This window comes from Lentzea atacamensis (assembly GCF_003269295.1).
GTDB lineage: Bacteria > Actinomycetota > Actinomycetes > Mycobacteriales > Pseudonocardiaceae > Lentzea > Lentzea atacamensis.
Genome location: NZ_QLTT01000001.1, coordinates 308,177 through 330,989, shown reverse-complemented (window position 1 = coordinate 330,989; position 22,813 = coordinate 308,177). Strand labels below are relative to the sequence as shown.

Below are 22,813 nucleotides of genomic sequence, written 5' to 3'. Positions count from 1 at the left end.
TCAGCTTTCGATGATCGCGCGCACGCCGCTGATGCCCTCGTGCGTGCCGATCACGACGAGCACGTCGCCCTGCCTCAGCACCTCGTCCGGTGTCGGCGAGGCGATCACGTTGTCGCCGCGCACGATCGCGACGATCGACGCTCCGGTGCGGGTGCGGGCCCGCGTGTGGCCGAGCGGTTTGCCCCGGTGCACCGACTCGGCGGGCACGACGACCTGACCGGCGCTGAGGCCGGGAACCTCCTTCGTGAGATCGGCGAACCGTTCGGCGATGCGCGGAGCACCCAGGATCTCGGCCATCGTGTCCGCCTCCGCGCTGGTGAGCCGGAACACCTGCCGGGCCTCGTCCGGATCGTCCGCGCAGTAGCGGCCGATCTCGAAGGTGCCCTCGCGGCGGGCGACGATGGCGATGTGGTCGCCGTCCGCGTTGGTGAACTCGTAGCGCAGGCCCACACCGGGCAGCAGAACCTCGTTCACGTCCATCAGATCATGATGGCCCCGTTCTCAGCTGAACGCCGTGAGCCGGTGGTCGAGGTTCCGGCGATGCCGTCGGTGCCGAACCGGCTCAGCGGGCCGCCAGTGCGTCCGGCACGGTGGCGTACAGCTCGATCATCTCGTTCAACGTGGTCGCCCGCAGCGCCCGCAGCACGTTGCCCGCCGGCGCCACGACCTTCAGCCGGGTGCCCTGTTCCTCACCGCGCGTGTGGTAGTCCACCAGCACGGAGAGCCCGGACGAGGCGAGGAAGGACACGCGTGACATGTCCAGCACGACGGTCCCGCCCTTCGCCTCGGCGAACACCCCGGCCAGGCGCTCGTGCAGGAGCGGCGCGGTGTAGGAGTCGACCTCGCCGGTGACCCGCAGGATCACCGCGTCGTCCCGCCGCTCTGCCTCCATCTCCAGTGGTGCCACGCTGCCTCCCGTAGATCGCGTCCAGCCTCGCAGGCCACGTGCCCGTTGTCGATCTTTGCAGAAAGCGTTGGATCGCCGGACACGTCCCGCCTTACGGTGGCGCCGTGAGCGACGACTCTCAAGTGCCCGTCGAGGCCTTCGACCCTCCTTACTACGTGGCTGTCTTCACCACGGTGCGGACCCAGGAGCAGAGCGGCTACCGCGAGACCAACGCGCGGATGGAGGAGCTGGTGCGGGAGATCCCCGGTTTCCTGGGGATCGACCACGCGCAGACCCCTGGCGGGCTGGGCATCACGGTCGGCTACTTCCGCGACGCCGGCGCCCTCACGCAGTGGCGCACGAACGCCGAGCACCAAACGGCGCAGAAGCGCGGACGGGCCGAGTGGTACGAGAGGTACACGCTGCACGTGGCCAAGGTCGAGCGGAGCCACGGTTTCGTGCGCGGAGCCCAGCAGGCTGATCGATGACCGCGGCAGCGGCACGGTTGAGCCCCCGCGTGCTCAACCGTGCCCTGCTGTCCCGGCAGTACCTGCTGCGAAGGCACGACCTGCCCGAGCGCGACGTGGTCGAGCACCTGGTGGGCATGCACTCCCAGATACGGTGGGGCCGTACGTCGCGCTGTGGTCGCGGCTCGGCGACCACCGGTCCGAACCACTGCCCACAATGGTCAGCGAACGCGAGCTGGTGCGCACCGCGCTGATGCGGTCGACGATCCACCTCGTGACGGCGGAGGACTGCCTGACGCTGCGTCCACTCGTGCAGCCGGTGCTCGACCGCGACCTCCACCGGAACTCGGCCCACAGCGCGGCCGTCCGCGGCCTCGACCTCGACGCGGTGGTCGAACGCGGGCTCGCACTGCTCGACGAGCGGCCGCGCACTCCGAGCGAACTGGGCAAGGCGCTGCACGAGCACTGGCCGGACCGGAAGCCCGAGACGCTCGCCTACGCCGTGCGCAACCTGGCCGCGCTGGTGCAGATCCCGCCGCGCGGCACGTGGAACGGCACCGGCCGCGCCGTGCACGCGTCCGCGCGAACGTGGCTCGGCAGGCCGATCGACGCGGCGCCGTCGATGGAGCGGCTGATCCTGCGCTACCTGGCGGCGTTCGGGCCCGCGAGCGTGCAGGACGTGCAGGCGTGGTGCGGGCTGACGAGGCTCGGCGAGGTCGTCGACCGGATGCGGCCACAGCTGTGCGCCCACCTCGACGAGAACGGGAAGGAGCTGTTCGACGTCCCGGAGGCCGAGCTGCCCGACCCGGGCGTGCCCGCGCCGCCGAGATATCTGCCCGAGTACGACAACGTGTTCCTCTCGCACGCCAGGCGGGACCGGATCATCCCGGAGGGCTTGTCGTTCGCCGAGTGGTGCCGCAAGCACGGGCTGCTGATGACCGTGCGGGGTGGTGTGCTGCGCGGCAATCTCCTGATCGGCGGACTGCTCCAGGGAATCTGGCGGGTGGACAAGGCGAAGCGCGCCTGCACGCTCGTCGCCGGACCGTTCACCGATGTGTCCGAAAAGGACCGTGAGGTGCTGGAGGAGGAAGGCCTCGCCCTGTTGGGGTTCGCGTTCCCGGAGGGGAGTCGTTCGACGTTCAGGTGCTACCCGTGCAGAACGAGCGGTAGTGCGGACACGCAGGCGATGGTGACGAGTACGGCCACCAGCAGCAGGATGCGCGGCCCGGTCGTGCTCAGGTGCCGGTGGCGGCCGAGCAGGACCAGCGTCACCGCGACGGCGGCCGTGCACACCGCGGGCACGGTCGCGAGTCCCCAGCCGCGCCGTGCCGCGACATGCAGCAGCAGCAATGAGCACGCGGCGGACGCGAGCGCGGTGCGGTTCCACGCCAGGTTCGTGCGCTCGGGTTGCAGCCCTCGGTCGTGCTTCATCCGGTGATCACCAGGACCGCGGCGAGCAGGGCCATCAGCAGCACCCCGACCGCGAGCACGACCACCATCCGGCTGTGCGGCAACGGGGTTCCGGCCCGCATCGCCCGCTGCACGCGGCGCCAGCGCGGGAAACTGGTGGCCGCGACGACCGCGGCGAGAGCGGTGCACGCCAGCGCCAGCACTGTCGTGGCACCCGGCACGGCGAACGGGGGCACGAGCTGGCGGACCGCGACACCGGCGGCCAGCAGGCCGAGCGCGGTGCGGATCCAGGCGAGGAACGTGCGTTCGTTGGCGAGGGTGAAGCGGTAGTCGGGTTCGGTGTCCGGTGGTTCGGCCGCCATCAGTCCTCCTCGTCCTCGCCGGGAGTCAGCCGCGTCGGCGCGGCGACTGGGCCTGCCCTGCAGGCGTGCGGAGGTCCTCGAGCAGCTCCATCTGACCGGAGATCACACCGGTGAGGATGAGCCGGGCGACCGCGAGCAGCTCGGCGACGTGCGGGCTCGTCAGGGAGTAGTGGACGTTGGAGCCCTCTTTGCGGGTGGTGACCAGTCCGGCGCGGCGGAGCACGGCGAGGTGCTGCGAGAGGTTCGCGGCCTCGATGCCGATGTCGGCCAGCATCTCGGCGACCGAGTGTTCGCGTTCGCTGAGCAGCTCGAGCACGCGGATGCGCGCCGGATGGCCGAGCGTTTTGAAGAACTCCGCTTTCACCTGGTACAGGGGCCTGCTCAACGGAGCCACTTCCCGCGGATCGTCGTCATGGTGGTGATCCTTCCTGGTCGGCCGCCGGGGCGGCGAGTCGGGAGGCGTTCCTGCCTGGTTGAGCAGTTGCCAACCTTGGTAAGTCCGCAAGCCGGTCGCCGCGCGAAGTGCGGGAGGCCGAGCACGGGTGAGCTGACCGCGGCTCGGGTGATGTGCCGGCGCGTTGTCACGGCAGCACCGGAGACGTTGTTCGAGGATCTCGTCGGGATGGTGCTCGCGTGTGACGTGAGCGTGGTCCCGGTGATCGACCCGGCCGGCCGCCCGCAGGGCGTGGTGTCCGAGACCGATCTGCCGGCCAAGCTGGAGTTCCGCGGCGGCACCGACGCCCGAGCCGGTGCTGGCGGGCTCGGCGGTGCGGTCGCGGTGGCAGCGCGCCGGAGGGGGCGCGGGCCGCGGAGCTCATGGTGTCGCCGGCCATCACCATCGCGGAACCGGAGCCGTTGTGCTCGGCCTTGTGCGTGCTGACCGCCGCACGCGTCGATGCGGCGTGTGTGGTCAACGGCCACGGCACCTTGGTCGGCGTGCTCGCGCGCAGAGATGCGCTGCGGGTGTACCTGCGTGACGACTCGGTGATCCGGAGCGAGGTCGAACAATCGCTGTTCGGTCGGCTCTCGCAGGCGGCGGGGTTCGGCGTGCACCGGCTGCTCCGCCGACAGCGGTGCCACCCACTTCGACGTCTGGCACCGGGTGTGCCCCTCTGCGCGCGGAACCAACGGCCGCGCGTAGTAGGTTTTGCCACATGGAGGCCAGGTGAACAGGTTGACGGTGTGCCGCGGATGCTGTTGCGGCACGGAGAAGAAGCACCCGGACGTCGACCACGAGAGCCAGCTCACCCGGCTTCGTGCGGCGGTCGGCGCGCACCGGGTTCTGGTCGCCGACTGCCTGGACTCCTGCGACTTCTCGAACGTCGTGGTCGTGCGGCCGGACACCGGCGCGAGGCAGGCGGGCGCACGACCGGTCTGGCTCGGCGGCGTGTTGTCGGACGAGGTGGTCGACGGCATCGTCGGCTGGATCGCCGACGGCGGGCCGGGCCGGGCGCCGGTGCCGGATGTGCTGGCGCCCAACGTGATCGCTCGTCCAGCCGATCAGCACGCGAGCTGAAGGGGACGGCCGGGCGGGCCGTCCCCTCAACTCTCGCCTGCTAGGCGGTCCGGCTGCGGAAGCCGCGCAACCGCAGGCTGTTCGTCACCACGAACACCGACGAGAACGCCATCGCCGCGCCCGCGATCATCGGGTTGAGCAGGCCGAGCGCGGCCAGCGGCAGTGCGGCGACGTTGTAGGCGAACGCCCAGAACAGGTTGCCCTTGATCGTGGCGAGCGTGCGCCGCGACAGCCTGATCGCGTCGACGGCGGCCCGCAGGTCACCGCGCACCAGCGTGAGGTCGCCCGCCTCGATCGCGACGTCCGTGCCGGTGCCCATCGCGAGACCCAGGTCGGCCTGCGCGAGCGCGGCGGCGTCGTTCACACCGTCGCCGACCATCGCCACGACGCGGCCCTCGTCCTGCAGCCGCTTGACGACGTCGACCTTGTCCGCGGGCAGCACCTCTGCGATGACCTCGTCGATGCCGACCTCGGCCGCCACCGCGCGAGCCGCTGCCTCGTTGTCGCCCGTCAGCAGCACCGGGCGCAGCCCGAGGCCGCGCAGGCCCTCGATCGCTTCCTTCGACGTGGGCTTCACCGTGTCCGCGACGACCAGCACGCCGCGCGCCTTGCCGTCCCACGCGACCAGCACCGCCGTGCGGCCCTGCTGCTCGGCCTCCTTCTTCGCCGTGGCCAGCTCCTCGTCGAGGTGCACGCTCCAGTCGCTGAGCAGGCGTTCCCGTCCCGCCACCACCGCGCGGCCTTCGACGACGCCCTGCACGCCGAGTCCCTCCACGTTCTGGAAGTCCTCGACCGCGGGCAGGTCGTCGCCCGCTCCGGCGACGATCGCCCTGGCGATCGGGTGCTCGGAGGCGTGTTCGAGCGCCGCGGCCAGCCGCAGCACCTCGTCACGCTCCTCGCCCTTCGCCGGGTGGACGGCGATGAGGCTCATCCGGCCGGTCGTGACGGTTCCGGTCTTGTCGAGCACGACCGTGTCGACGCGCCGGGTCGACTCCAGCACCTCGGGCCCCTTGATCAGGATGCCGAGCTGGGCGCCGCGTCCGGTGCCCACAAGCAGCGCGGTCGGCGTGGCCAGGCCCAGCGCGCACGGGCAGGCGATGATCAGCACCGCGACCGCCGCGGTGAACGCCGCACCCGCGCCTCCGCCCGTGCCGAGCCAGAAGCCCAGCGTGCCGATGGCGAGAGCGATGACGATCGGCACGAAGACCGCCGAGACCCGGTCGGCGAGGCGCTGCACCTCGGCCTTGCCGTTCTGCGCCTCCTCGACCAGCCGGGCCATCTGCGCCAGCTGCGTGTCCGAGCCGATCCGCGCGGCCCGCACGACGAGACGACCGCCCGCGTTGACCGTCGCGCCGACGACCGAGTCGCCAGGACGCACCTCGACCGGCACCGACTCGCCGGTCAGCATGCTCGCGTCGACCGCGGAGCTGCCCTCCTCGACGACGCCGTCGGTGGCGATCTTCTCGCCCGGCCGCACGACGAACCGGTCACCGGTCTTGAGCTCGTCGGTCGGGATGCGGACCTCGCGGCCGTCCCGCAGCACGGCGACGTCCTTGGCGCCGAGTTCGAGCAGTGCCTTGAGCGCGGCTCCCGCGCGGCGCTTGGACCGTGCCTCGAAGTAGCGGCCGGCCAGGATGAACGTCGTGACGCCCGCCGCGACCTCGAGGTAGATGTTGCCGGTCCCGGCCATCCGCTCGATGGTGAACGAGAACCCGTGCGTCATGCCGGGAGTGCCCGCGGTGCCCAGGAACAGCGCGTAGAGCGACCACAGGAACGCCGCGCCGACGCCAATGGAGATCAGCGTGTCCATCGTGGCGGCGCCGTGCCGGAGGTTGGTCCACGCCGCCTTGTGGAACGGCCACGCGCCCCACACCACGACGGGTCCGGCCAGCGCGAGCGACAACCACTGCCAGTAGGTGAACTGCAGCGCCGGGATCATCGCCAGCGCGATCACCGGCACCGACAGCACCGCGGACGTGACCAGCCGCTGCCGCAACGACCGCGTCGGATCCTCTTCGGCGACGGTGTCCCCGCCGGTGACCGGGGGAGCGGGCAGTTCGGCGGTGTAGCCGGTGTCCTCCACGACCTTCACCAGGTCGGCGGGGGAGAGGTCGCCGGGGAAGTCGATGCGAGCCTTCTCCGTCGCGTAGTTCACCGAGGCGGTGACGCCTTCGAGCTTGTTGAGCTTGCGTTCGATGCGCGCGGCACAGGAGGCGCAGGTCATGCCGCCGATCGACAGTTCGATCTGGCTGGTTCGCGGATCAACCGCCGTGTCCGGCATGGCCGTCCTCCTCCTTGGTGGGAGCCGGGGTGACGGCGGGGGCGGCCGACGCGCCGGCGCCGAGGGTGAACTCGGCCGTGCGGACCTTCCCGCCGTGCTGGAAGTCGAAGAACAACCGGTAGCGCCCGTCGGTCGGCACCTCCACGGAGAACTTCACCTCGGGACCGCTGCCGGGCCCCTCCTGCGGGTGGACGTGCAGGTAGGCCAGGTCGGCCGCGCGCAGGGCGACGAGGTGCCCGTTCGCGCCCAGGTAGGGCTGCAGGTCGGTGACGGGCGCGCCGTTCCTGGTGACGGTGGCCGTCACCGTGGACTCGGTGCCCGCCTTGAGGTCGCCGCCCAGCGTGACGGTGTAGCCGTCCACAGTGGACGAACGAGTGTCCGTCGAGTACTGCTGCGGCTCGTACGCGCCGGGGACCTGGAGGTCCGCGCCGAGCGTGGACTTGGCGCCACCCTGTGGCTTGAAGTCGGCGAACACCCGGTAGCTGCCCGCGGCCGGCAGCGTGAGCGGGGTGCTCCACGTGCCGTCGGCGGCCATCTCGGGATGCAGGTGCTGGTAACCCGAACCGTCCCGGCGCACCAGCACGAGGTGCAGCTTCTTCTCGTGCTCCACGTCGAACGCGGTGACCGGCTTGCCGTCCGGGCCGCTGATGTGGAACTGGAGAGTGGGCGTGCTCGCGGCGAGCTGGAGCGTGTAACCGTTCTGGGACACTGAAAGTCCCGGCGGCAACGCGGGTGGCTCCCCAGCGGACTTTTCGGGGCTGGGCTTCTCGCTGTGGTTCATGCCGTCGGCACCGCTCGGCGTTTCCGCTCCGCCGAACGGGCCGGCGGCGGCACCGGCAGCCCAGGCCCCGCCGAACACGACCACCAGTGCGAGTGCGTAGGCGGAGACCTTGTAGCCGGTCTTCATGCTCTGCTCCCTCAGCTCGCGACGAGCTCGTAGCCGGCCTCGGTCACGGCGGCGCGGACAGCTTCCTGGCTGACCGGCGCGTCGCTCGTGACGGTGACCTTGCCGGTGGGCAGGTCGACGTCGACCTGCCGCACGCCGCTGATCTGGCCGACCTCCTCTGTGACGGAGCTGACGCAGTGCCCGCAGGTCATGCCCTTGACGGTGTAGGTGGACTCAGCCATTTCGGTTTCTCTCTGTGCGTCTGGGACGGACGGTCAGGAGCGGACCAGGCGGGCGATGGCGTTGCTGGCTTCGGCGATCTTCTCGTCCGCAGCCGTTCCGCCGTCGGTGATGGCCTGGCTCACACAGTGCTTGAGGTGCTCGTCGAGCAGTCCGAGTGAGACGGCCTGCAACGCCCTCGTGGCCGCGGAGATCTGGGTGAGGACGTCGATGCAGTATTCGTCGTTCTCGATCATCCGCTGCAGTCCGCGGACCTGGCCTTCGATTCGCTTCAGGCGGCGCAGGTGGGCGTCCTTGTTGTCGGTGTAGCCGTGCACGTCTCGCTCCTGTCGATCGGTCCACCGCGCGGCCGGTCGGGGGACCGGGGGAACGATGGGCGCTTGCCTCTTTTATACCCCAGGGGGGTAGGGGTGTGGCAAGTACCCCCTGGGGGTAAGGCGCGCGGAGGTTGCCACTAACGGCAGTAGCAGGTCGTGTCAGGAGATCGAGGAGGGCGGCTACCGCGCCGGCCGGATCGTCACGCAGCCGGGCAGGAGACCAGCATCAGCGTCGCCAGGGCGGCCAGCGCGGTCACGGCGGGAAGCACGAGGGCCGTGACACCCGCCAGCCCGCACGAGGCGAGCCTGCGGGCAGGTCCGGGTACGTGCCGCGGCAGCTTCGCGAGCCGGCTCTGCACGGAGTCGCCGCCCATGGCGAGCGCGGTGCCGGGAGCGCCGTGCCCGGCCACGCCGGTGAGCGCTGCCCTGACCGCGTCGGCGCCGTGCTTGCGCACGGCGGTCGCGTCCGCGGCGAGCTCGACGAGCTCTCGCAGGGCCGCTGCCGTGCGCCGGAACAGCGGCAGGAACGGCAGTGTGGCACCGACGAGGTCGCCGAACGCCACGAGGAGGTGGTGGCGGCCGTTCAGGTGGGCCTGCTCGTGGGTGAGCACCGCCTGCACCTGCTCGGGGCTCAGGTGGCGGTGGAGTCCTTCTGTCGCCACGACCACACCGGGCCGGCCGGCCAGGCTGAACGCCAGCGGGCTGTCGTGGTCGAGCCACACCGTCACGTGCGCGCCCTCTTCGCGCCGGCCTGCCACGCGCAGCACGTCCAGTTGCTCGCGACGGGCCTGGGCGCGCTGACGGCCGCCGCGGACACCGGCCACGGCCAGGCGGGCCAGCAGGCCTGCGAGCAGCACGAAGCCGACCGCCCCGCTGACCGCCTCGACAGCAGGGGCAGAGCCGTGCGCCACGGACTGCCAGCAGTGGTGCAGCGTGGCCACGACCGACGGGCCGAGCCCGTGGTCGGGCAGCACCAGCAGCAGCATCGCACCGGCCGTGGTGACGACGACGGCGACGACGGACACCAGCCACGCGACGAGCGCCACCGCCGGGTCGGCGATCCGGAGCAGGTAGCGCGGGGCGAGCCAGCCCACGACCACGCAGCCGAGCAGAAGAGACAGCGCGACGGTCATCGTTTCGACGGTCTCCCGCGCAACGCCTTCCGCAGGACCTCCGACTCCTCCTCGGACGCGGAGCGAGCGAAGTGCAGCAGCGCGGCCCGCGGATCACCGGAGGCGGCCAGCACCTCGCGCACCGCGTTCGCCGCGGCCTCCGCCCTGCTGAGGGTGGGCTGGTACCGGTAGGCCTTGCCGTCGAGCTCGCGGGACACCCAGTCCTTGCGGTGCAGGTTGTCGAGCACCGTCAGCACGGTCGTGTAGGCGAGGGACTTGCCCGTGTCGAGGCGTTCGAGCACCTGACGCACCCGCAGCGGCTCGGTGGCGTGCCACAGCACGTCCATGACGGCCGCTTCCAACTCGCCCAGCCCGCGCATCGCCCATCCCCTCCGGTCGGCCAAGGTTACGTGACGCGGAACTCCTCCCGAGCCGCGCCGGGGCGGGTGCCGCACCCGCCCCGGCGCCCACCGATCAGGCCGCGCCGAGCAGCCCGCGCATCTCGGTGATCTCCTTCTGCTGGGCGTCGATGATCTCCTGGGCCAGCTTCTTGGCGTCGCCGTTGCTGCCCTTCTCGAGCTCGGTCCTCGCCATCGCGACCGCGCCCTCGTGGTGCTTGATCATCATCTCGAGCCACATCTTGTCGAACGCGGGGCCCTTGGCCTGTTCGAGCATCTTCATGTCCTCGGCGCTCATCATGCCCTGCATCGAGCCGTGCCCGGAGCCGTGCTCCATGCCCGGCGTCGACGTGGTGGCACCCCACGCCTTGAGCCACTCGTTCATCTTCGCGATCTCGGGATCCTGCGCGGCCTCGACCCGCTTGGCGAGATCGAGCACCTTCGGGTTCTGGCTGCGCGTGGGCACGAGCTTCGCCATGTCGAGCGCCTGCTGGTGGTGCGGCACCATGCCCTGCGCGAACGTCACGTCGTCGGCGTTGTGGCCGGCGGCCTGACCGCTCGAAGCGGGTGCGGGCGCGGTGGAGCCGTGGTTCATCCCGGTCATGTCGTTGCTGCCGCAGCCCGCGACGAGTGCGGCCGCCGCGACGGCGAGCGTCACCAAGGTCTTCTTCATGCGGAGAGACTTCTTCCTTTGTGGAGGTCAGGTGATTTCTGCCGGTGGACCGGGCGGATCACAACCTCAGCACGCACACCGCACTCAGCAGGGCTCTGCCGCCGGCGGGCGGGGGACGACCCGGTGCCCGCGGCCACGCCGGCGTCGCCAGGACGCGCTGTGCGGCAAGGGGCACCACTCGGGTTAGCAACCAGGCGAGGAGCACGAACACCACGGCGGACAGGACCGCGAGGCACATGTTCAGCATGTCGTGCGGCTGCGACGGGCTCTCGGGTTCGTGTTCTCCGTGCGCGTCGGCCGGCATCGACACGTGGGTTGCCGGCATCGCGCCGCTCATCGCGACGTGATGCATCCCCACGACGCCGACGAACAGAACGCACACCAACAACCACCGCGTGACCTTCGCGCCGTGGCTCATGCAACTACCGTACCTAGTAGATGCCATCGACGTGTCCTACGGGTCCGGCACCGGGGCCGGTTCAGGTCGGACTTGATACGGGTACCCCCTAGGGGTATGGTTCGGCGCGAGCTGAAGGAGGAGACATGAACCACGGCGCCGCACCCGCGAGCCTGACCAAGCTGGCCGTCTCGGCCACCCTGCACTGCCTCACCGGCTGTGCGATCGGTGAGGTGCTCGGCATGGTCATCGGCACCGCGCTCGGCTGGTCGAACCTCGCCACGATCCTGCTGGCGATTGCGCTGGCGTTCCTGTTCGGCTACTCGCTGACCATCCGCCCGGTGCTCAAGTCGGGCCTGCCGCTGAAGGCGGCGATCGGCGTGGCGCTCGCCGCGGACACCGTCTCGATCGCCGTGATGGAGATCGTCGACAACGCCGTCATGCTGCTGGTGCCCGGTGCGATGGAGGCGGGCGTCGCCAGCTGGTTGTTCTGGGTGAGCCTCGCGTTCGCGCTGGCCGTCGCCTTCGTGGTGACCGTGCCCGTCAACCGGTGGCTGATCTCGCGCGGCAAGGGGCACGCGGTGGTGCACCAGTACCACGGCGGCCACGCGCACGAAGGTCACCACGACCACCACTGATGGTGATCCGGTCAGGACGGTGTGCTCAATTCACCGCGCCGCACCAGTCGTGTGTGGACGGTGTCCGCGAGTCCTTGGGCGGTAAGGCGTTCGATCTGGCGGTCAGGTACGACGTCACAACAGCATCTGGCCGGGATGTGCGCGCACATCCCGGCCAGATGGACAGGCGATGATCAGCGGGTCGATCCGGTCCAGTTCGCGTCGATGCGGGCGATGCGAACCCGCTGCGGGTGGTCGCCGACCGGCACGGAGACGAGCTTCTGCCCGGTGGCGAAGTCGATCGCGGTGACCTGGTCGGAGCCGCTCTCCGAGATCACGCACGCGCGGCCGTCACCGCTGACGGTGGCCCAGTAGGGCTTGGAGGCCGTGACGAGCGGGCCCTGCTCGAGGGTGCCGCGGTCGACGACCGTGGCGTAGTCGTCCATGGTTCCGGCGACGCAGAGCTTGCTGCCGTCGGGGTTCATGGACAGGCCGTGGTGGCGTGAGTCGTTGACGAAGGTGGTGCGGTCGTCGCTGGTGTTCGGGTTCTTCGGCAGGGTCTTCACCCTGGTGATCTGGTCGGTGGCGACGTCGTACTCGATGAAGCCGTTGAAGAACGACACCTGGAAGTACAGCTTCGAGTAGTCCGGGCTGAACATCGCGGGCCGCACCGAGTTCGACAGGTCCTTGCGGCCGAAGGCGTCCAGCCTGGCGCGCATGTCGATCGTCCTGACGATCTGGTAGGTGTTCGCGTCGACGACGGTGATGTGCCGGTCGCCCTTGAGGAAGTCCTGCCACGGCGCGTCGAAGTTGTTGTTGACCTCGCCGATCGACATGTTCCAGAGGTACCTGCCGCCGTTGGTGAAGACGTTCTCGTGCGGCTTGTCACCGGTCTTGAACGAGCCGAGCTGCCGGCCGGTGTTGATGTCCAGCACGTGCACGGTGTTGGACGTCGACGCAGAGACCGCGACCTTGGTGCCGTCGGGGGAGACGGCCATGTGGTCGGAGCGGAAGCCGGACACCGGGAAGCGCCACTTGATCTGCCCGGTGGCGAGGTCGAGGGAGACGACGTCGGCGAAGCTGGGGCGGGAGACGACCATGGCCGTGCCGTCGGGGGTCGCGTACATGTCGTCGACGAACTGGTCGTGTCCCTCGCCAGGGCCCTGCCGGATGCCGAGGAAGAACGCGAGCTTGATCGGGTTCAGGTAGATCTCGGTCAGTCGCTGGGTCTTGTCGGGGATGACGTTGAGGCGGCCGATCCTGGCGAAGTCGCCGGTGGACTTGATGACATCGGCGGTGCCGTCCCAGTTGTTGCCGACGAACATCACCTCGCGCAGCGGCGCCGCGGAGGCCGCCGGGGCGGTGACGCAGGCGGCGAGCACGGCCGCCGCGAAGACGGCGTGAGTCAGGCGGCGGCGCGAGAGAGCGCTCCCAGCAGGGGTTTTCCGGGCACGGTCGGTCCTAGCGTTCATCGCTTCTCCGTTGAAGTGGGCCCCGCTCAGGAAGGGGCATGCCGCAGGGAAATCTGAACTTGGTCAAGTTCAGATCGTGGCTACTGGATAGTAGGCTCGACGTGACGCCCGCCACAAGACCGAGTGGAGGAAACTGCTGCGGATCATCGGTGGAGGAACAGTGGCAGGCAGGATCACCCCGGCGGAGGGTCGCTACGGGGGCAAGGACGCGGCCGAGCGCCGTGACGAGCGGCGCAGGAGGTTCCGGGAAGCGGGGCTGGAGCTGTTCGGCACCGGGACGGGCTACCGGGGCACCAGGCTCGGTGACCTGTGCAAGGCCGCGGGACTGTCGAGCCGCCAGTTCTACGAGGAGTACCGCACCCTGGAAGACCTGCTGGCCGACCTGCACCTGCACGTCAACGACGTGGCGGCGAAGGCTGTCGCCGAGGCGCTGCCCCGCATCACGCACCTGCCCATGGCGGAAATGCTGCCGCTGGCCGTGCACGCCTACGTGAAGGGTGCCTGCGCGGATCTGCGTCACGCCCGCATCGCCTACGTCGAGGTCGTCGGAGTCAGCCCCCGGATGGACCGCCAGCGCCTCGAACGCCGGGCCGTCTGGGTCGAGCTGATCAACCGGCTGGCCGCCGACGCCGTCACGCGCGGCGAGATTCCGCCCGGCAACTACCGCATCACCGCCGCGGCCATCATCGGTGCGATCAACGGGCTCATGCACGACTGGGTCGTGGGGTGGGTCGACGCGACGCTGGACGAGGTCGCGGACGAGCTGGCCCAGATGGTGCTCGGCAGATACCGGACGGCCGGCTGAATGCGCCTGCACCGGGGTGAGGCCGAGGCGCCGGGGTGGCGGGCCGAGCGGCTGTCCGAGGTCGTGCGGAGACTGCGGGCGGCGGCACCCGGCGCCGGACGTCCGCAGGTGATCGCGATCGACGGGCGCGGCGGCGCCGGGAAGTCCACCCTCGCCGAGCGGCTGCGCGCGATGGTGCCCGCGTCCGGAGTCGTGCACACCGACGACATCGCCTGGCACCACGCGTACTTCGACTGGGCGGACCTCCTGGCCGAGCACGTCCTGCGGCCGCTGCACCGCGGCGAGGCGGTGGAGTTCCGGCCGCGGGCCTGGATCGAGCGCGACCGGCCCGGCGCGATCCGCGTCCCGGCCGGGTTGGACGTGGTGTGGGTCGAGGGCACCGGGATCATCCGCGACGCCCTCGCGCCGTGGCTCGACGCCTCGATCTGGATCCAGGGCGACCTGGACGAGCAGAACCGCCGGCTGGTGGCCCGCGACGGCGACTCCGCCGCCCAGCGGGAGCACGTCGCCGCGTGGCTGGCCGAGGAACTGCCGTTCATGCTCCGCGAACAGCCGTGGCACCGCGCGACGATCGTGGTGGCGGGCACGTCAGGACTGCGCCACGACCCCGAGGCCGAGATCGTCATCTCCGATCGTCACAATCACTTCAGTGTTGACTGAATTAAATCCCTGACGGAGGCGGTTTCACGAGCTGAGGGGCCATTGAGGACAATGTCTCTCGACGCCCCCCGTCCCAGCTCCAGGAGGATTGTTGATCCACAAGTTCTCGGTTCGCTCCGCGGGCGTCGCGGAGCCCGACATCCGTGAGCTAGGCCGATCGTGGGAGCTCGACGACCTCGAGGTGTGGCGCGACTACTACGTCGAGTTCGAGGGCGACCCGGAACCGGCGGCGCTGACCGGCGTGGCCGCGGTGCTCGGTGACCAGCTCGACGTCGAGGTCACCGTGAACCAGCCGCTGGCACAGGGCGACGTGCAGGTCGCCTACAAGCGCGGCGTGGTCGACAACGAGAGCGACTCGATCATCACCGTGTGCGGGCTGCTCGGTGTCGAGGCGCGTGCGGGAAAGGTCGCCACCACCTACCGGTCGTCGTCGCCGCGGCTGCGCGACCTGGTCGCCTCGACCCGGTTCAACGCGACGATCGAAGAGCTGCACGACGAGGAACCGCACTATGACACCCTCGTGCCGCAGGGCCACTACGAGCCGACCGTGCACTACGACCTGCGCGGGCTCGACGACGAGGCGCTCGCCGAGCTGGGGGTGGCCGGCGGCCGCAACCTCTCGCTCGCCCAGATGAAGCACGTGCGGCACATCCAGGAGACGCTCGGCGACGAGTACGTCACCGAGGTCCTGCTGGAGGCCCTGGACGCGCGGTGGAGCGACCACTGCGCCCACACCACGTGGAAGTCGCTGGGCGGCCTGCTCGGCAGGCTCATCAACGCCGCCAAGGACGTCGCGAACCCGAACGTGCTCAGCATGTTCCACGACAACGCGGGTGTCTGGGACTTCTACGACGGTCACGCCATCGCGATCAAGGCGGAGACGCACAACGGCCCGTCGGCGATCTCCGGCTACTTCGGCCAGCTGACCAAGCTCGGCGGCGTGCTGCGCGACATCCTCGGCACCGGCCTCAGCGCCGACCCGATCGGCAGCTTCGAGTACACGGCGATCGGCGAGCCCGAGGCGCTGGCGCCGATCAAGGGCAGGCCGGACGCGCGCAGGCTCGCCGGCGAGACGATCCGGGCGATCAAGGAGTACGGCAACACGTTCGGCGTGCCGATGATGTCGTCGCGCATGACGTTCCACCCGTCGTACCGCGCCAAGCCGTTCGCGCTCGGCGGGAGCATCGGGCTGCTGCCGGTCTCGGCGGCGCAGCGCGGCACGCCGCGGCCGGGTGACTTCGTCGTGCTGATCGGCGGTCTGACCGGCAACGAGGGCATCCACGGCGCGTCCGCCAGCTCGGCGGGCGCCACGATGGACACGACCGCGGTGCAGATCGGCGCGCCGCTGGAGCAGGTGAAGTTCCGCAAGGCGCTGATCGAGCTGCGCGAAGAGGGCTGCATGAGCGCGCTGACCGACGTCGGTGGCGCGGGCCTGAACAGCGCTGTCGGCGAGATCGGCGAGGCGTGCGGCGTGTGGATCAACACCGCGCTGGTGCCGCTGAAGACCGCGGCGCTGCCGATGTGGCGGATCCTGTTGTCGGAGTCGCAGGAACGCATGCTGCTCGCCGTGCCGCCGGAGCACCAGGAGCGGGCGAAGAAGATCCTCGACCGGCACATGGTCCGCTCGACGGTCATCGGCCGGTTCGCGGACACGGGTCGCTACCACGTGTTCCACGCCCCGGACCTGACCGAGGAAGCCCTGATCGCCTCCGCGCCGGACGCCGTGCCCGCGCACCAGGGCGAGACCGGCTTCGACGTCTCGTACGAGCTGCTGGACATCGAGGTCGAACGCCAGGAGGTGGGCCCGCCGCCACGCCCGTCCGGTCCGCCGCCCGCGTGGCCGTCGCTGGAGCCTGCCGAGCTCACCGGGCTGCTGGAGCAGGTCGTCTCCGACGCGGAGGTGGCGTCCCAGCACTACGCGGACTCGCAGTACGACTCCACGGTCCAGGGCAACACCTGGTACGGCCCGCACCACGGCACCGAACACCCGGTCCGCACGGCCTACTGGGCGGGTACCCCGGTCGCGGGTTCGCCTGCCGCCGCGGTGCTGAACACCGCGTTCAACCCGTGGATGTTCGACGCCGACCCGGTCGCCGCGACGCGCCAGATGTTCTGCTCGCTGCTCGCGGGCCAGGTGCTCGCCGGCGTCGAGGTGCACGACGTCTGCATGTGCGACAACTTCTACACCCCGCACCTGTCCGAGAACTGGCGCGAGTGGCTGGTCGGCATGGTCGACGAGCTGGCCGTGCTGGTCCGTCACTTCGGCGTGCCGCTGATCTCGGGCAAGGACTCGTCGGCGGGCTCGGTGCACACCGACGAGGGCCTGGTCAGCGTGCCGCCCGCGGTGTTCCTGACCGCGCTGGGCAAGGTGCCCCACCGTGACGGCCTGCTGCGCGAGCAGTGGACCGCGCCGGGCAACGCGCTGGTCCGCATCGGCCTGTCCACCTCGTCGCCGGTCGGCACGGTCGCCGGGCGCAAGCTCGGCCTGACGGACGGTGCGCTGGACGACCTGGCACTGTCCGATGTGGACACCTACCTGGCCGCGCTGGCGGCGAGCAGGAACCTGTTGCGCAGCGGTGCCCGCATCGGTGCCGGCGGTGTCGCGGCGGCGCTCGCCCAGGGCGTGCTGGCGAGCGGGACCGGTGTGCGGCTGGAGTCCGCGACCGCCGAGTCGCTCTTCGCCGAGCACCGCGTCGGCGCGGTCGTCGAGGTGGCCCAGGACGACGTGGACCGCCTGCCCGCCGAGCTCAACCCGGTCGTGCTCGGCGTGCTCGCGCCCGGCTCCGGCATCCTGCTCGACGGCACTGACCTGTTCACCCCGGCCGCGCGTGACGGCTGGCTCAACTCGTTCACGGCGAGGATCGCATGAAGCCGACCGTCAACGTCCTGTACCTGCCCGGCACGAACTGCCAGGAGGAGACCATCTCGGCGTTCGCCGCGGTGGGCGCGACGCCGCGGCTGAGGTTCGCGGCCGACCTGCTGGCGGGCGACGAGCGGCTCGACGACGCCGACATCCTCTGCATCCCCGGCGGATTCTCGTTCGGCGACCACCTCGGCGCGGGTGCCGTGGCGGGTGCGTTGCTGCGCAGCCACCTGGCTGACCAGTTCGAGGCGTGCCGCACGCGTCCGCTGATCGGCATCTGCAACGGCTTCCAGATCGCGGTGCGCGGTGGCTGCTTCGGCAAGGTGGGGCTGAAGGTGAACAGCTCCGGCACGTTCCGCAACGAGGAGAACCAGCGGCACGTCGTCGACGAGGAGAACGACAGCCCGTGGCTCACCGGGCTCGGCGGTCAGACCCTCGTCTTCCCGTGTGCGCACGGTGAGGGTCGTTTCCACCCGGACAGCACGGCTTCGGTGGCGGAGTACCGCGTGGCACTGCGCTACGAGAAGGACTCCAACCCCGACGGTTCGTTCGAGAACATCGCGGGCATCACGAGTCTGGACGGACTGTCGTTCGGGCTCATGGACCACCCGGAACGGGCCGTGGACCCCGAGGTGCGACTCGCGTTCTTCGAGAACGGTGTGCGCGCGGTCCGCTGACCTGGCGTGACCCGGTCGCCGTCACCCATCGTCGAAGCTGCGGTGGGTGACGGCGTGGGGGAAGTACAGCCGCACCGTCGTGACGTCGCCGGTGGTCCTGGTGAGCACGACGTCGGCGAGTTGCCTGGTCATCCAGAGGCCGATGCCCGCGCCGTCCAGGCGGGGTGGCCGGTAACCGGCGTCGGGCGGGATGCGGCGGCCGCCGTGGTCGTCCACCTGGACCGCCAGGGTGGTGCCGTGGCGCCAGGCCCGGAGCCGCACGGGTGGCCGTCCGTGCTCGAGGCCGTTGGTGAGCACTTCGTTGACCGCGGTGGTGACCTGGAACGCCGCGGTGGCGCTGAAGCCGTGACAGCCGGCCCAGGCGCGGACGGCGGCGCGGCTGGGACCGAGCTCGGCCGTAGCGTGCAGCGTGATCTCGATGTCGAACCTGCGCGGCGCGGGCGGCATGGTCGCGTGGGTCTGGAATTCCAGATGCTCCCGGGCGCGGACGAACGTGCTGTTGCGCTGCCTGCCTTCGGCGGTCAGCTCGTGGGCGTGGACGCTGCGGACGCACTCGATGACCTCGGCGGAGTGGTGGCGGCTGTCCCAGATGCACGTCACCGGGCAGCCGAAGCCGGCGCAGACGTCGTTGCAGATCGCTTCGTACGCCAGGTAGGCGGTGGCGCGGTCGACCGGGAGGTCCAGGTCCGCGGTGAAGTCCGGCTCGGCGATCACGTGCACGCTGCGGCCCTGCGCGTGCTCCTGTTCGAGGTGGCGGCGGAACCCCTCGTAGACGAACCCGAGGCGTTGGTAGAACGCGCTGGGATCTCCCCAGCCCAGCTTGCCGGCGGCGGAACCGAGGCGGTCGCGCACGATGCGCTCGGTGCGCCGGCTGACCACGAGCAGCGCGGGCTCACCGGAGCGGATGTGGTGGCGCAGGACGGGAACGAGCAGCCGGTCGAGGGCGTCATCGGAGTCGGCGACCAGCACGGCGTGCTCGAAGTGCTCGCGGGTGGATCGGCCGGAGAACGTGGTCACGACGGCGCCTCTCGGTCCCCTGTCGGGTCCGGCTCGCGCCGGTCGGATCGGTCGAGCACGAGGCCGGGGAGTTCGGTCACTCCGCACAGTCGCGCGGTGTGGCGCACCGCGGACGAGCACAGCACCTGCACGATGGTGTCCGAGGTGCGGGCCGCGGCGGCGATCCTTCTCAGCAGGTGCACTCCAGCCGCGCTGAAGAAGGTCACCGCGCGGAGGTCCACGACGACGACCGTGCCGCCGAGAGCTCCGCAGACCCGGTCCGCGATCGCGCCGGCGTTGGCCGCGTCGATCTCGCCCGTCACCGCGATCCGGTCGTCCGCCCGGGTCAGCTCACAGTCGGCGAGGCGCTCTGACTGTCCGTCCCGCATGGGCACCACCCGCATCAGCAGAAGCGGACCACATTCTGGTGCGCGGCGGGGGAGTGCAGCAGTGGCCGTCACCTTGGCGGCGGCGGGCCGATCTGGTGGCGCGACCCTGTCGGCAGGTGGGACGGATACACGTCAACGTCACCCGTGGCCGTACTTGCCCGGGTAGTCAGGAACCGGCGGGTACTTCCAATCCCAACCTTTCCAGGCGTCGTACTCGCGGAACTTCCCAGGTACACGTCGAGTTCGCATCGCAACAGGAGTGAGAACACCCTGCGTCGAGCGCGCAGCACCATACAGGTCGAGAATGTTCAGGTCGACGACATGGTCGATGTTGTTGGGTGCCGGTATGCCGTGAGTCCGCGTAATCTCAGCACCGATTGAACCATCAGGCTTTGCCGTGAATTTCCAGCCATCGTACCCCCAGCCGACGTTCCAGACCGCATCCAGGCAGGTTCCAGAAATCGGTGTCGTCCAAATCGGCCATGCGAGCACATCACGATCGGCGACGCGGAACCACCCGTTCGGCAGCACGGGCCGGCCGGTCTCCACGCCATTACGACGTCGATACCGGAACCTCGGCAGCGCCAAGGTGGCCAACCAGGTTGCACCCGGCACCGCCATACTTCCACCGGGGCCGCGCAGAGTGGTCTCGAAGGAATAGGTCGCGCGGTGATCAAGAAGCCATCCCTCCGCGCCTGCTACCCTCCGCCAGCCCGTCAGCGCTTCCGTGAGAAGCCGTTCCGGGTCTCGCTTGACTTCCATCATCGGGTAGTACCAGAAGCTGCCGGCGGTTTGTCGTCCACGGATACCGACGAGAGGATTCAAAACACAGAAGCCATTGGCGTCCACCGCACGGTCGGTCACCACGCTGTCGAACCAGTAATAGCTGCCGGAGCGTTCCTGACGCGCACGCACCTTGCGGTACTCGTCCGGGCGGATGCGTAAGGGGTCTGCCATTCCGTGATTCCGGGGGATTGGAAACCCTTTGATGCCTGGAATTGCTTGTCCCGACTTGACCGTGGCCAGCGCATCCTTCAGCTCGGTGACAACATCGACAATGGTGGCATATCGCTCGCTGTGCAGGATCGCATGACCGTCCGCCGGGTCCCAGCTCAAGTAGACCTGGTGCAACAACTGGGCTTCGAGTCCCATCGTCGCCAAGAAACCAAGGGGCTCGCGACCAATCAGGCCGGGCAGATCAACGCGATTCAGTCTTCCCACATCGCCCCCTCGCTCGCCGTGGTGGTGCCACCCGTTCGCGATCTCCAGGAGCGTTGTGCTGGTGCACGACAGCGGGTTGTGCTCGCGCCAACTCCTCCCGGCGTCACCCCACTAGAAGATCACCCCGCCGGTCAAGGCCCCTACCGCACCTGACGAAGCACTTCCAGCGGTGTTCAGACGGCGAACAGGTCACCGTGCTCTGCCACCCGGTCGAGCACGTCGTCCGCGGTGAAGGCGAGCTCTTCCGCGTGCTGGCAGTCGCGGACCTCGTCCCAGGTGACCGGTGCGGAGGCGGCCGGATGGTCGCGGCCGCGCAGGGAGTAGGGCGCGACGGTGGTCTTGGCCGGGTTGTTCTGGCTCCAGTCGATGAACACCTTGCCCGTGCGCAGTGCCTTGGTCATCTTCGCGGTCACCAGGCCGGGTGTCTCCGCGGCGAACCGTTCGGCCAGCGCTTTCGCGTAGGCGGACGGCCGGCCCGGATCGTCGGTGGTGATGGCGGCGTAGACCTGGAGTCCTTTGCCGCCAGAGGTTTTGGCCGTGGGGGCCAGGCCGTCGGCGGTGAGGGCGGTGTGGAGTCGTTCGGCGACCCGGCAGCACTCCACGATCGAGGTGCCGGGGCCGGGGTCCAGGTCGAACACCAGCCGGTCAGGCAGTCCGCGTGCGGGACCGGGAGCGACCCTCCACTGTGGAACGTGCAGTTCGAGGGCGGCGAGGTTGGCCGCCCACACCAGTGCGGCGAGCTCCTCGATCAGCGGGTAGCGGATGATCTCGCCGGCGTTGGTGCCGCGCCGGGAGCCGCCGCTCGGCAGCGCGGCGGTCGGCAGCCAGTCCGGTGCGCCGGCGTCGGCGTTCTTCTGGAAGAACGCCTGCCTGCCCACGCCGTCGGGGAAGCGGACGAACGTGACCGGCCGGCCGCGCAGGTGCGGCAGCAGCACCGGGGCGACGCGGGTGTAGTAGTCGATCACCTCGCCCTTGGTGAAGCCGTCCGGGTACAGGGGCTTGTCCAGGTTGGACAGGGTCAGACGGCGTCCGTCCGCCTTGACGGTGATGCGGCGGCCGATGTCCGGTGGTTCCGCCGGTGCGGGTGAACGGCCGGGCTGTGGCGCGACGACCTCGGCGGGGCTGCGGTCGGCGCGCAGGCCGCGCCAGGCGGTGTGGCGCAGGCGGCCGTGCTCGCCGCGGGTGAACTGCCGGAACCGCACCTCGCCCACCAGTTCGGGCTCGACCCACCTGGCCCGCACGACGTCCTCGCGCGGGGGAGTGGCGGAGAACGGGTGGCGTGGGCGTTCGAGCGGTGCCAGCCGATCCCGGAGCTGGTCGCGGTCCTGGCGGGTGAAGCCGGTGCCGACGTCGCCGATGTAGACCAGCTCACCGGTGTCCGGGTCGTGCGCACCGAGCAGCAGCCCGCCGACGGTGCCGGTGAAGCCGCTCTGGCCGGGCCGCCAGCCGCAGACGATCACCTCGCGCGTCTGCACCAGCGGGTGCTTGCACCAGAAGTCCGGCCTCTTGCCTGGCAGGTAGGGGGAGTCGAGGCGCTTGGCGACGAGCCCTTCGTGCCCCTCGGCGGCCACGCGTTCGAGCAGGCGTTGCGGGGTGAGCCGCTCGGCGGCGAGGTCGGCGGTGGTGAACGACGGCACCACGGCCACCCGGAACGGGTCGGGCATCGCCAGCTCGCTGAGCCGCGCGCGCCGCTGCTCGTAGGGCTCGTCGAGGAGGAGCCGCCCGTCGAGCAGCAGCAGGTCGAACGCCAGAAAGCGGACCGGGACGTCGGTGAACGGCTCGGTCCGCCGAGCGGTGCGGTGTTTCTGGAAGCGCCCGCGTCGTTGCTGCAGCAGGCCGAAGTCGATCTGGCCGGCTTCGTTGTAGACCACGACCTCACCGTCGAGCACCGCGGCGCGCCCGTGCAGCGCCTCGGCGAGCACGCCCGTCAGGTCGGCGAACTCGGCGGTGAGGTCGAGGCCGTTGCGGCTGGTCAGCACTGTCGTGCCGGTGGCGGCGATCCTCATCGCCGCGCGGTAGCCGTCCAGCTTGTACTCGTACGCCCACTGCGGACCTTCGCGCAGCCGGCCTCCGTCGGGCTTGGCGAGCATCGGGTCGATCCAGGCGGGAACGGAGTCGGGTGCCACGGCGACCTCCGTTCCCGGCGTGTTGCCCAGTCACCAGGAATC

General features: G+C 70.2%; 26 protein-coding genes and 2 pseudogenes. 10 read left to right on the top strand and 18 right to left on the bottom strand.

The window, feature by feature from the left end; all coding sequences use genetic code 11:
- Both C8D87_RS01790 and C8D87_RS01785 read right to left on the bottom strand, forming a co-directional pair.
- Positions 1–480, bottom strand: a complete 480-nt coding sequence (locus C8D87_RS01790; RefSeq protein WP_112225283.1) for a cation:proton antiporter regulatory subunit — start codon at positions 478–480, stop codon at positions 1–3.
- An 82-nt stretch (positions 481–562) separates the two neighbouring features.
- Complete coding sequence (locus tag C8D87_RS01785; RefSeq protein ID WP_109636832.1) at positions 563–907, bottom strand: STAS domain-containing protein; 345 nt, start codon at positions 905–907, stop codon at positions 563–565.
- 104 nt (positions 908–1,011) lie between these two features.
- Here C8D87_RS01785 and C8D87_RS01780 point away from each other — a divergent pair, with 104 nt between their 5' ends.
- Both C8D87_RS01780 and C8D87_RS01775 read left to right on the top strand, forming a co-directional pair.
- Positions 1,012–1,374, top strand: a complete 363-nt coding sequence (locus tag C8D87_RS01780; RefSeq protein WP_112225281.1) for an antibiotic biosynthesis monooxygenase family protein — start codon at positions 1,012–1,014, stop codon at positions 1,372–1,374.
- 196 nt (positions 1,375–1,570) lie between these two features.
- A pseudogene (locus tag C8D87_RS01775) lies at positions 1,571–2,404 on the top strand (winged helix DNA-binding domain-containing protein); the annotation flags it as partial.
- Positions 2,405–2,499: 95 nt separating this feature from the next.
- Here C8D87_RS01775 and C8D87_RS45000 read toward each other — a convergent pair.
- Genes C8D87_RS45000 through C8D87_RS01765 form a run of 3 tightly spaced genes read right to left on the bottom strand, consistent with a single transcriptional unit; the run spans position 2,500 to position 3,510 of the window.
- Positions 2,500–2,784, bottom strand: a complete 285-nt coding sequence (locus C8D87_RS45000) for a DUF202 domain-containing protein (protein WP_109636835.1) — start codon at positions 2,782–2,784, stop codon at positions 2,500–2,502.
- On the bottom strand, positions 2,781–3,125 hold the full coding sequence (locus C8D87_RS01770) for a YidH family protein (RefSeq protein WP_109636836.1): 345 nt from the start codon (positions 3,123–3,125) through the stop codon (positions 2,781–2,783). Before C8D87_RS01770 ends, C8D87_RS45000 begins: the two co-directional genes overlap by 4 nt.
- 25 nt (positions 3,126–3,150) lie before the next feature.
- Complete coding sequence (locus C8D87_RS01765; RefSeq protein ID WP_112225279.1) at positions 3,151–3,510, bottom strand: ArsR/SmtB family transcription factor; 360 nt, start codon at positions 3,508–3,510, stop codon at positions 3,151–3,153.
- Here C8D87_RS01765 and C8D87_RS49065 point away from each other — a divergent pair.
- The 3 genes and pseudogenes from C8D87_RS49065 (at position 3,457) to C8D87_RS01750 (ending at position 4,641) form a co-directional block, all read left to right on the top strand.
- A complete protein-coding gene (locus tag C8D87_RS49065; protein ID WP_112225278.1) occupies positions 3,457–4,005 on the top strand; it encodes a CBS domain-containing protein in 549 nt (182 codons plus the stop codon). The genes C8D87_RS01765 and C8D87_RS49065 overlap by 54 nt on opposite strands.
- A pseudogene (locus tag C8D87_RS49060) lies at positions 3,942–4,082 on the top strand (hypothetical protein); the annotation flags it as partial. The gene C8D87_RS49065 and the pseudogene C8D87_RS49060, both read left to right, overlap by 64 nt.
- 208 nt (positions 4,083–4,290) lie before the next feature.
- Positions 4,291–4,641: a hypothetical protein gene (locus C8D87_RS01750; protein ID WP_215732132.1), complete on the top strand. Its 351-nt coding sequence runs from the start codon at positions 4,291–4,293 to the stop codon at positions 4,639–4,641.
- Positions 4,642–4,681: 40 nt separating this feature from the next.
- On the opposite strand, the gene C8D87_RS01745 is transcribed toward C8D87_RS01750, so the two are convergent.
- From C8D87_RS01745 to C8D87_RS01710, 8 genes are all read right to left on the bottom strand, one after another.
- On the bottom strand, positions 4,682–6,922 hold the full coding sequence (locus C8D87_RS01745) for a heavy metal translocating P-type ATPase (protein ID WP_112225277.1): 2,241 nt from the start codon (positions 6,920–6,922) through the stop codon (positions 4,682–4,684).
- Positions 6,903–7,829, bottom strand: a complete 927-nt coding sequence (locus tag C8D87_RS01740) for a hypothetical protein (protein ID WP_112225276.1) — start codon at positions 7,827–7,829, stop codon at positions 6,903–6,905. The genes C8D87_RS01745 and C8D87_RS01740 overlap by 20 nt, the downstream gene beginning before the upstream one ends.
- A gap of 11 nt (positions 7,830–7,840) precedes the next feature.
- Entirely contained in the window at positions 7,841–8,050 is a 210-nt protein-coding gene (locus C8D87_RS01735) for a heavy-metal-associated domain-containing protein (protein ID WP_112225275.1), read from the bottom strand.
- 33 nt (positions 8,051–8,083) lie between these two features.
- Positions 8,084–8,365, bottom strand: coding sequence for a metal-sensitive transcriptional regulator (locus C8D87_RS01730; RefSeq protein ID WP_109636843.1), 282 nt, complete (start codon positions 8,363–8,365; stop codon positions 8,084–8,086).
- A gap of 200 nt (positions 8,366–8,565) precedes the next feature.
- Positions 8,566–9,498, bottom strand: a complete 933-nt coding sequence (locus tag C8D87_RS01725; RefSeq protein ID WP_112225274.1) for a M56 family metallopeptidase — start codon at positions 9,496–9,498, stop codon at positions 8,566–8,568.
- Positions 9,495–9,857, bottom strand: coding sequence for a BlaI/MecI/CopY family transcriptional regulator (locus C8D87_RS01720; RefSeq protein WP_109636845.1), 363 nt, complete (start codon positions 9,855–9,857; stop codon positions 9,495–9,497). The genes C8D87_RS01725 and C8D87_RS01720 overlap by 4 nt, the downstream gene beginning before the upstream one ends.
- Positions 9,858–9,951: 94 nt before the next feature.
- On the bottom strand, positions 9,952–10,548 hold the full coding sequence (locus C8D87_RS01715; RefSeq protein WP_112225273.1) for a DUF305 domain-containing protein: 597 nt from the start codon (positions 10,546–10,548) through the stop codon (positions 9,952–9,954).
- A 58-nt stretch (positions 10,549–10,606) separates the two neighbouring features.
- Positions 10,607–10,966 (bottom strand): hypothetical protein, encoded by a 360-nt coding sequence (locus C8D87_RS01710; RefSeq protein ID WP_112225272.1) that lies wholly within the window; start codon positions 10,964–10,966, stop codon positions 10,607–10,609.
- A gap of 125 nt (positions 10,967–11,091) precedes the next feature.
- Between C8D87_RS01710 and C8D87_RS01705 the strand changes: the two genes are divergently transcribed.
- Positions 11,092–11,583, top strand: coding sequence for a DUF4396 domain-containing protein (locus C8D87_RS01705; protein ID WP_109636848.1), 492 nt, complete (start codon positions 11,092–11,094; stop codon positions 11,581–11,583).
- Between the two features lie 173 nt (positions 11,584–11,756).
- Here the strand turns inward: C8D87_RS01705 and C8D87_RS01700 are convergent, their stop codons facing one another.
- Positions 11,757–13,034: a YncE family protein gene (locus C8D87_RS01700; protein WP_109636849.1), complete on the bottom strand. Its 1,278-nt coding sequence runs from the start codon at positions 13,032–13,034 to the stop codon at positions 11,757–11,759.
- A 160-nt stretch (positions 13,035–13,194) separates the two neighbouring features.
- Here C8D87_RS01700 and C8D87_RS01695 point away from each other — a divergent pair, with 160 nt between their 5' ends.
- The 4 genes from C8D87_RS01695 (at position 13,195) to C8D87_RS01680 (ending at position 18,039) form a co-directional block, all read left to right on the top strand.
- Positions 13,195–13,839, top strand: coding sequence for a TetR/AcrR family transcriptional regulator (locus C8D87_RS01695; RefSeq protein WP_112225271.1), 645 nt, complete (start codon positions 13,195–13,197; stop codon positions 13,837–13,839).
- Complete coding sequence (locus C8D87_RS01690; RefSeq protein WP_112225270.1) at positions 13,840–14,499, top strand: uridine kinase family protein; 660 nt, start codon at positions 13,840–13,842, stop codon at positions 14,497–14,499. It abuts the gene before it with no gap.
- Positions 14,500–14,590: 91 nt separating this feature from the next.
- Positions 14,591–17,368, top strand: a complete 2,778-nt coding sequence (locus C8D87_RS01685; protein ID WP_112225269.1) for an AIR synthase-related protein — start codon at positions 14,591–14,593, stop codon at positions 17,366–17,368.
- A complete protein-coding gene (locus C8D87_RS01680; protein ID WP_109636852.1) occupies positions 17,365–18,039 on the top strand; it encodes a phosphoribosylformylglycinamidine synthase subunit PurQ in 675 nt (224 codons plus the stop codon). The genes C8D87_RS01685 and C8D87_RS01680 overlap by 4 nt, the downstream gene beginning before the upstream one ends.
- A gap of 21 nt (positions 18,040–18,060) precedes the next feature.
- On the opposite strand, the gene C8D87_RS01675 is transcribed toward C8D87_RS01680, so the two are convergent.
- From C8D87_RS01675 to ligD, 4 genes are all read right to left on the bottom strand, one after another.
- A complete protein-coding gene (locus C8D87_RS01675; RefSeq protein WP_170166281.1) occupies positions 18,061–19,056 on the bottom strand; it encodes a sensor histidine kinase in 996 nt (331 codons plus the stop codon).
- A complete protein-coding gene (locus tag C8D87_RS01670; protein ID WP_215732131.1) occupies positions 19,053–19,424 on the bottom strand; it encodes an STAS domain-containing protein in 372 nt (123 codons plus the stop codon). The genes C8D87_RS01675 and C8D87_RS01670 overlap by 4 nt, the downstream gene beginning before the upstream one ends.
- Positions 19,425–19,562: 138 nt before the next feature.
- Positions 19,563–20,645 carry a type I-G CRISPR-associated protein, Cas3-extension family gene (locus C8D87_RS44995; RefSeq protein WP_146771598.1) on the bottom strand — a complete coding sequence of 361 codons (1,083 nt, stop codon included), beginning with the start codon at positions 20,643–20,645 and terminating at the stop codon, positions 19,563–19,565.
- A gap of 173 nt (positions 20,646–20,818) precedes the next feature.
- Positions 20,819–22,735, bottom strand: a complete 1,917-nt coding sequence (gene ligD / locus C8D87_RS01665; protein WP_112226207.1) for a DNA ligase D — start codon at positions 22,733–22,735, stop codon at positions 20,819–20,821.
- Positions 22,736–22,813: the final 78 nt, after the last annotated feature.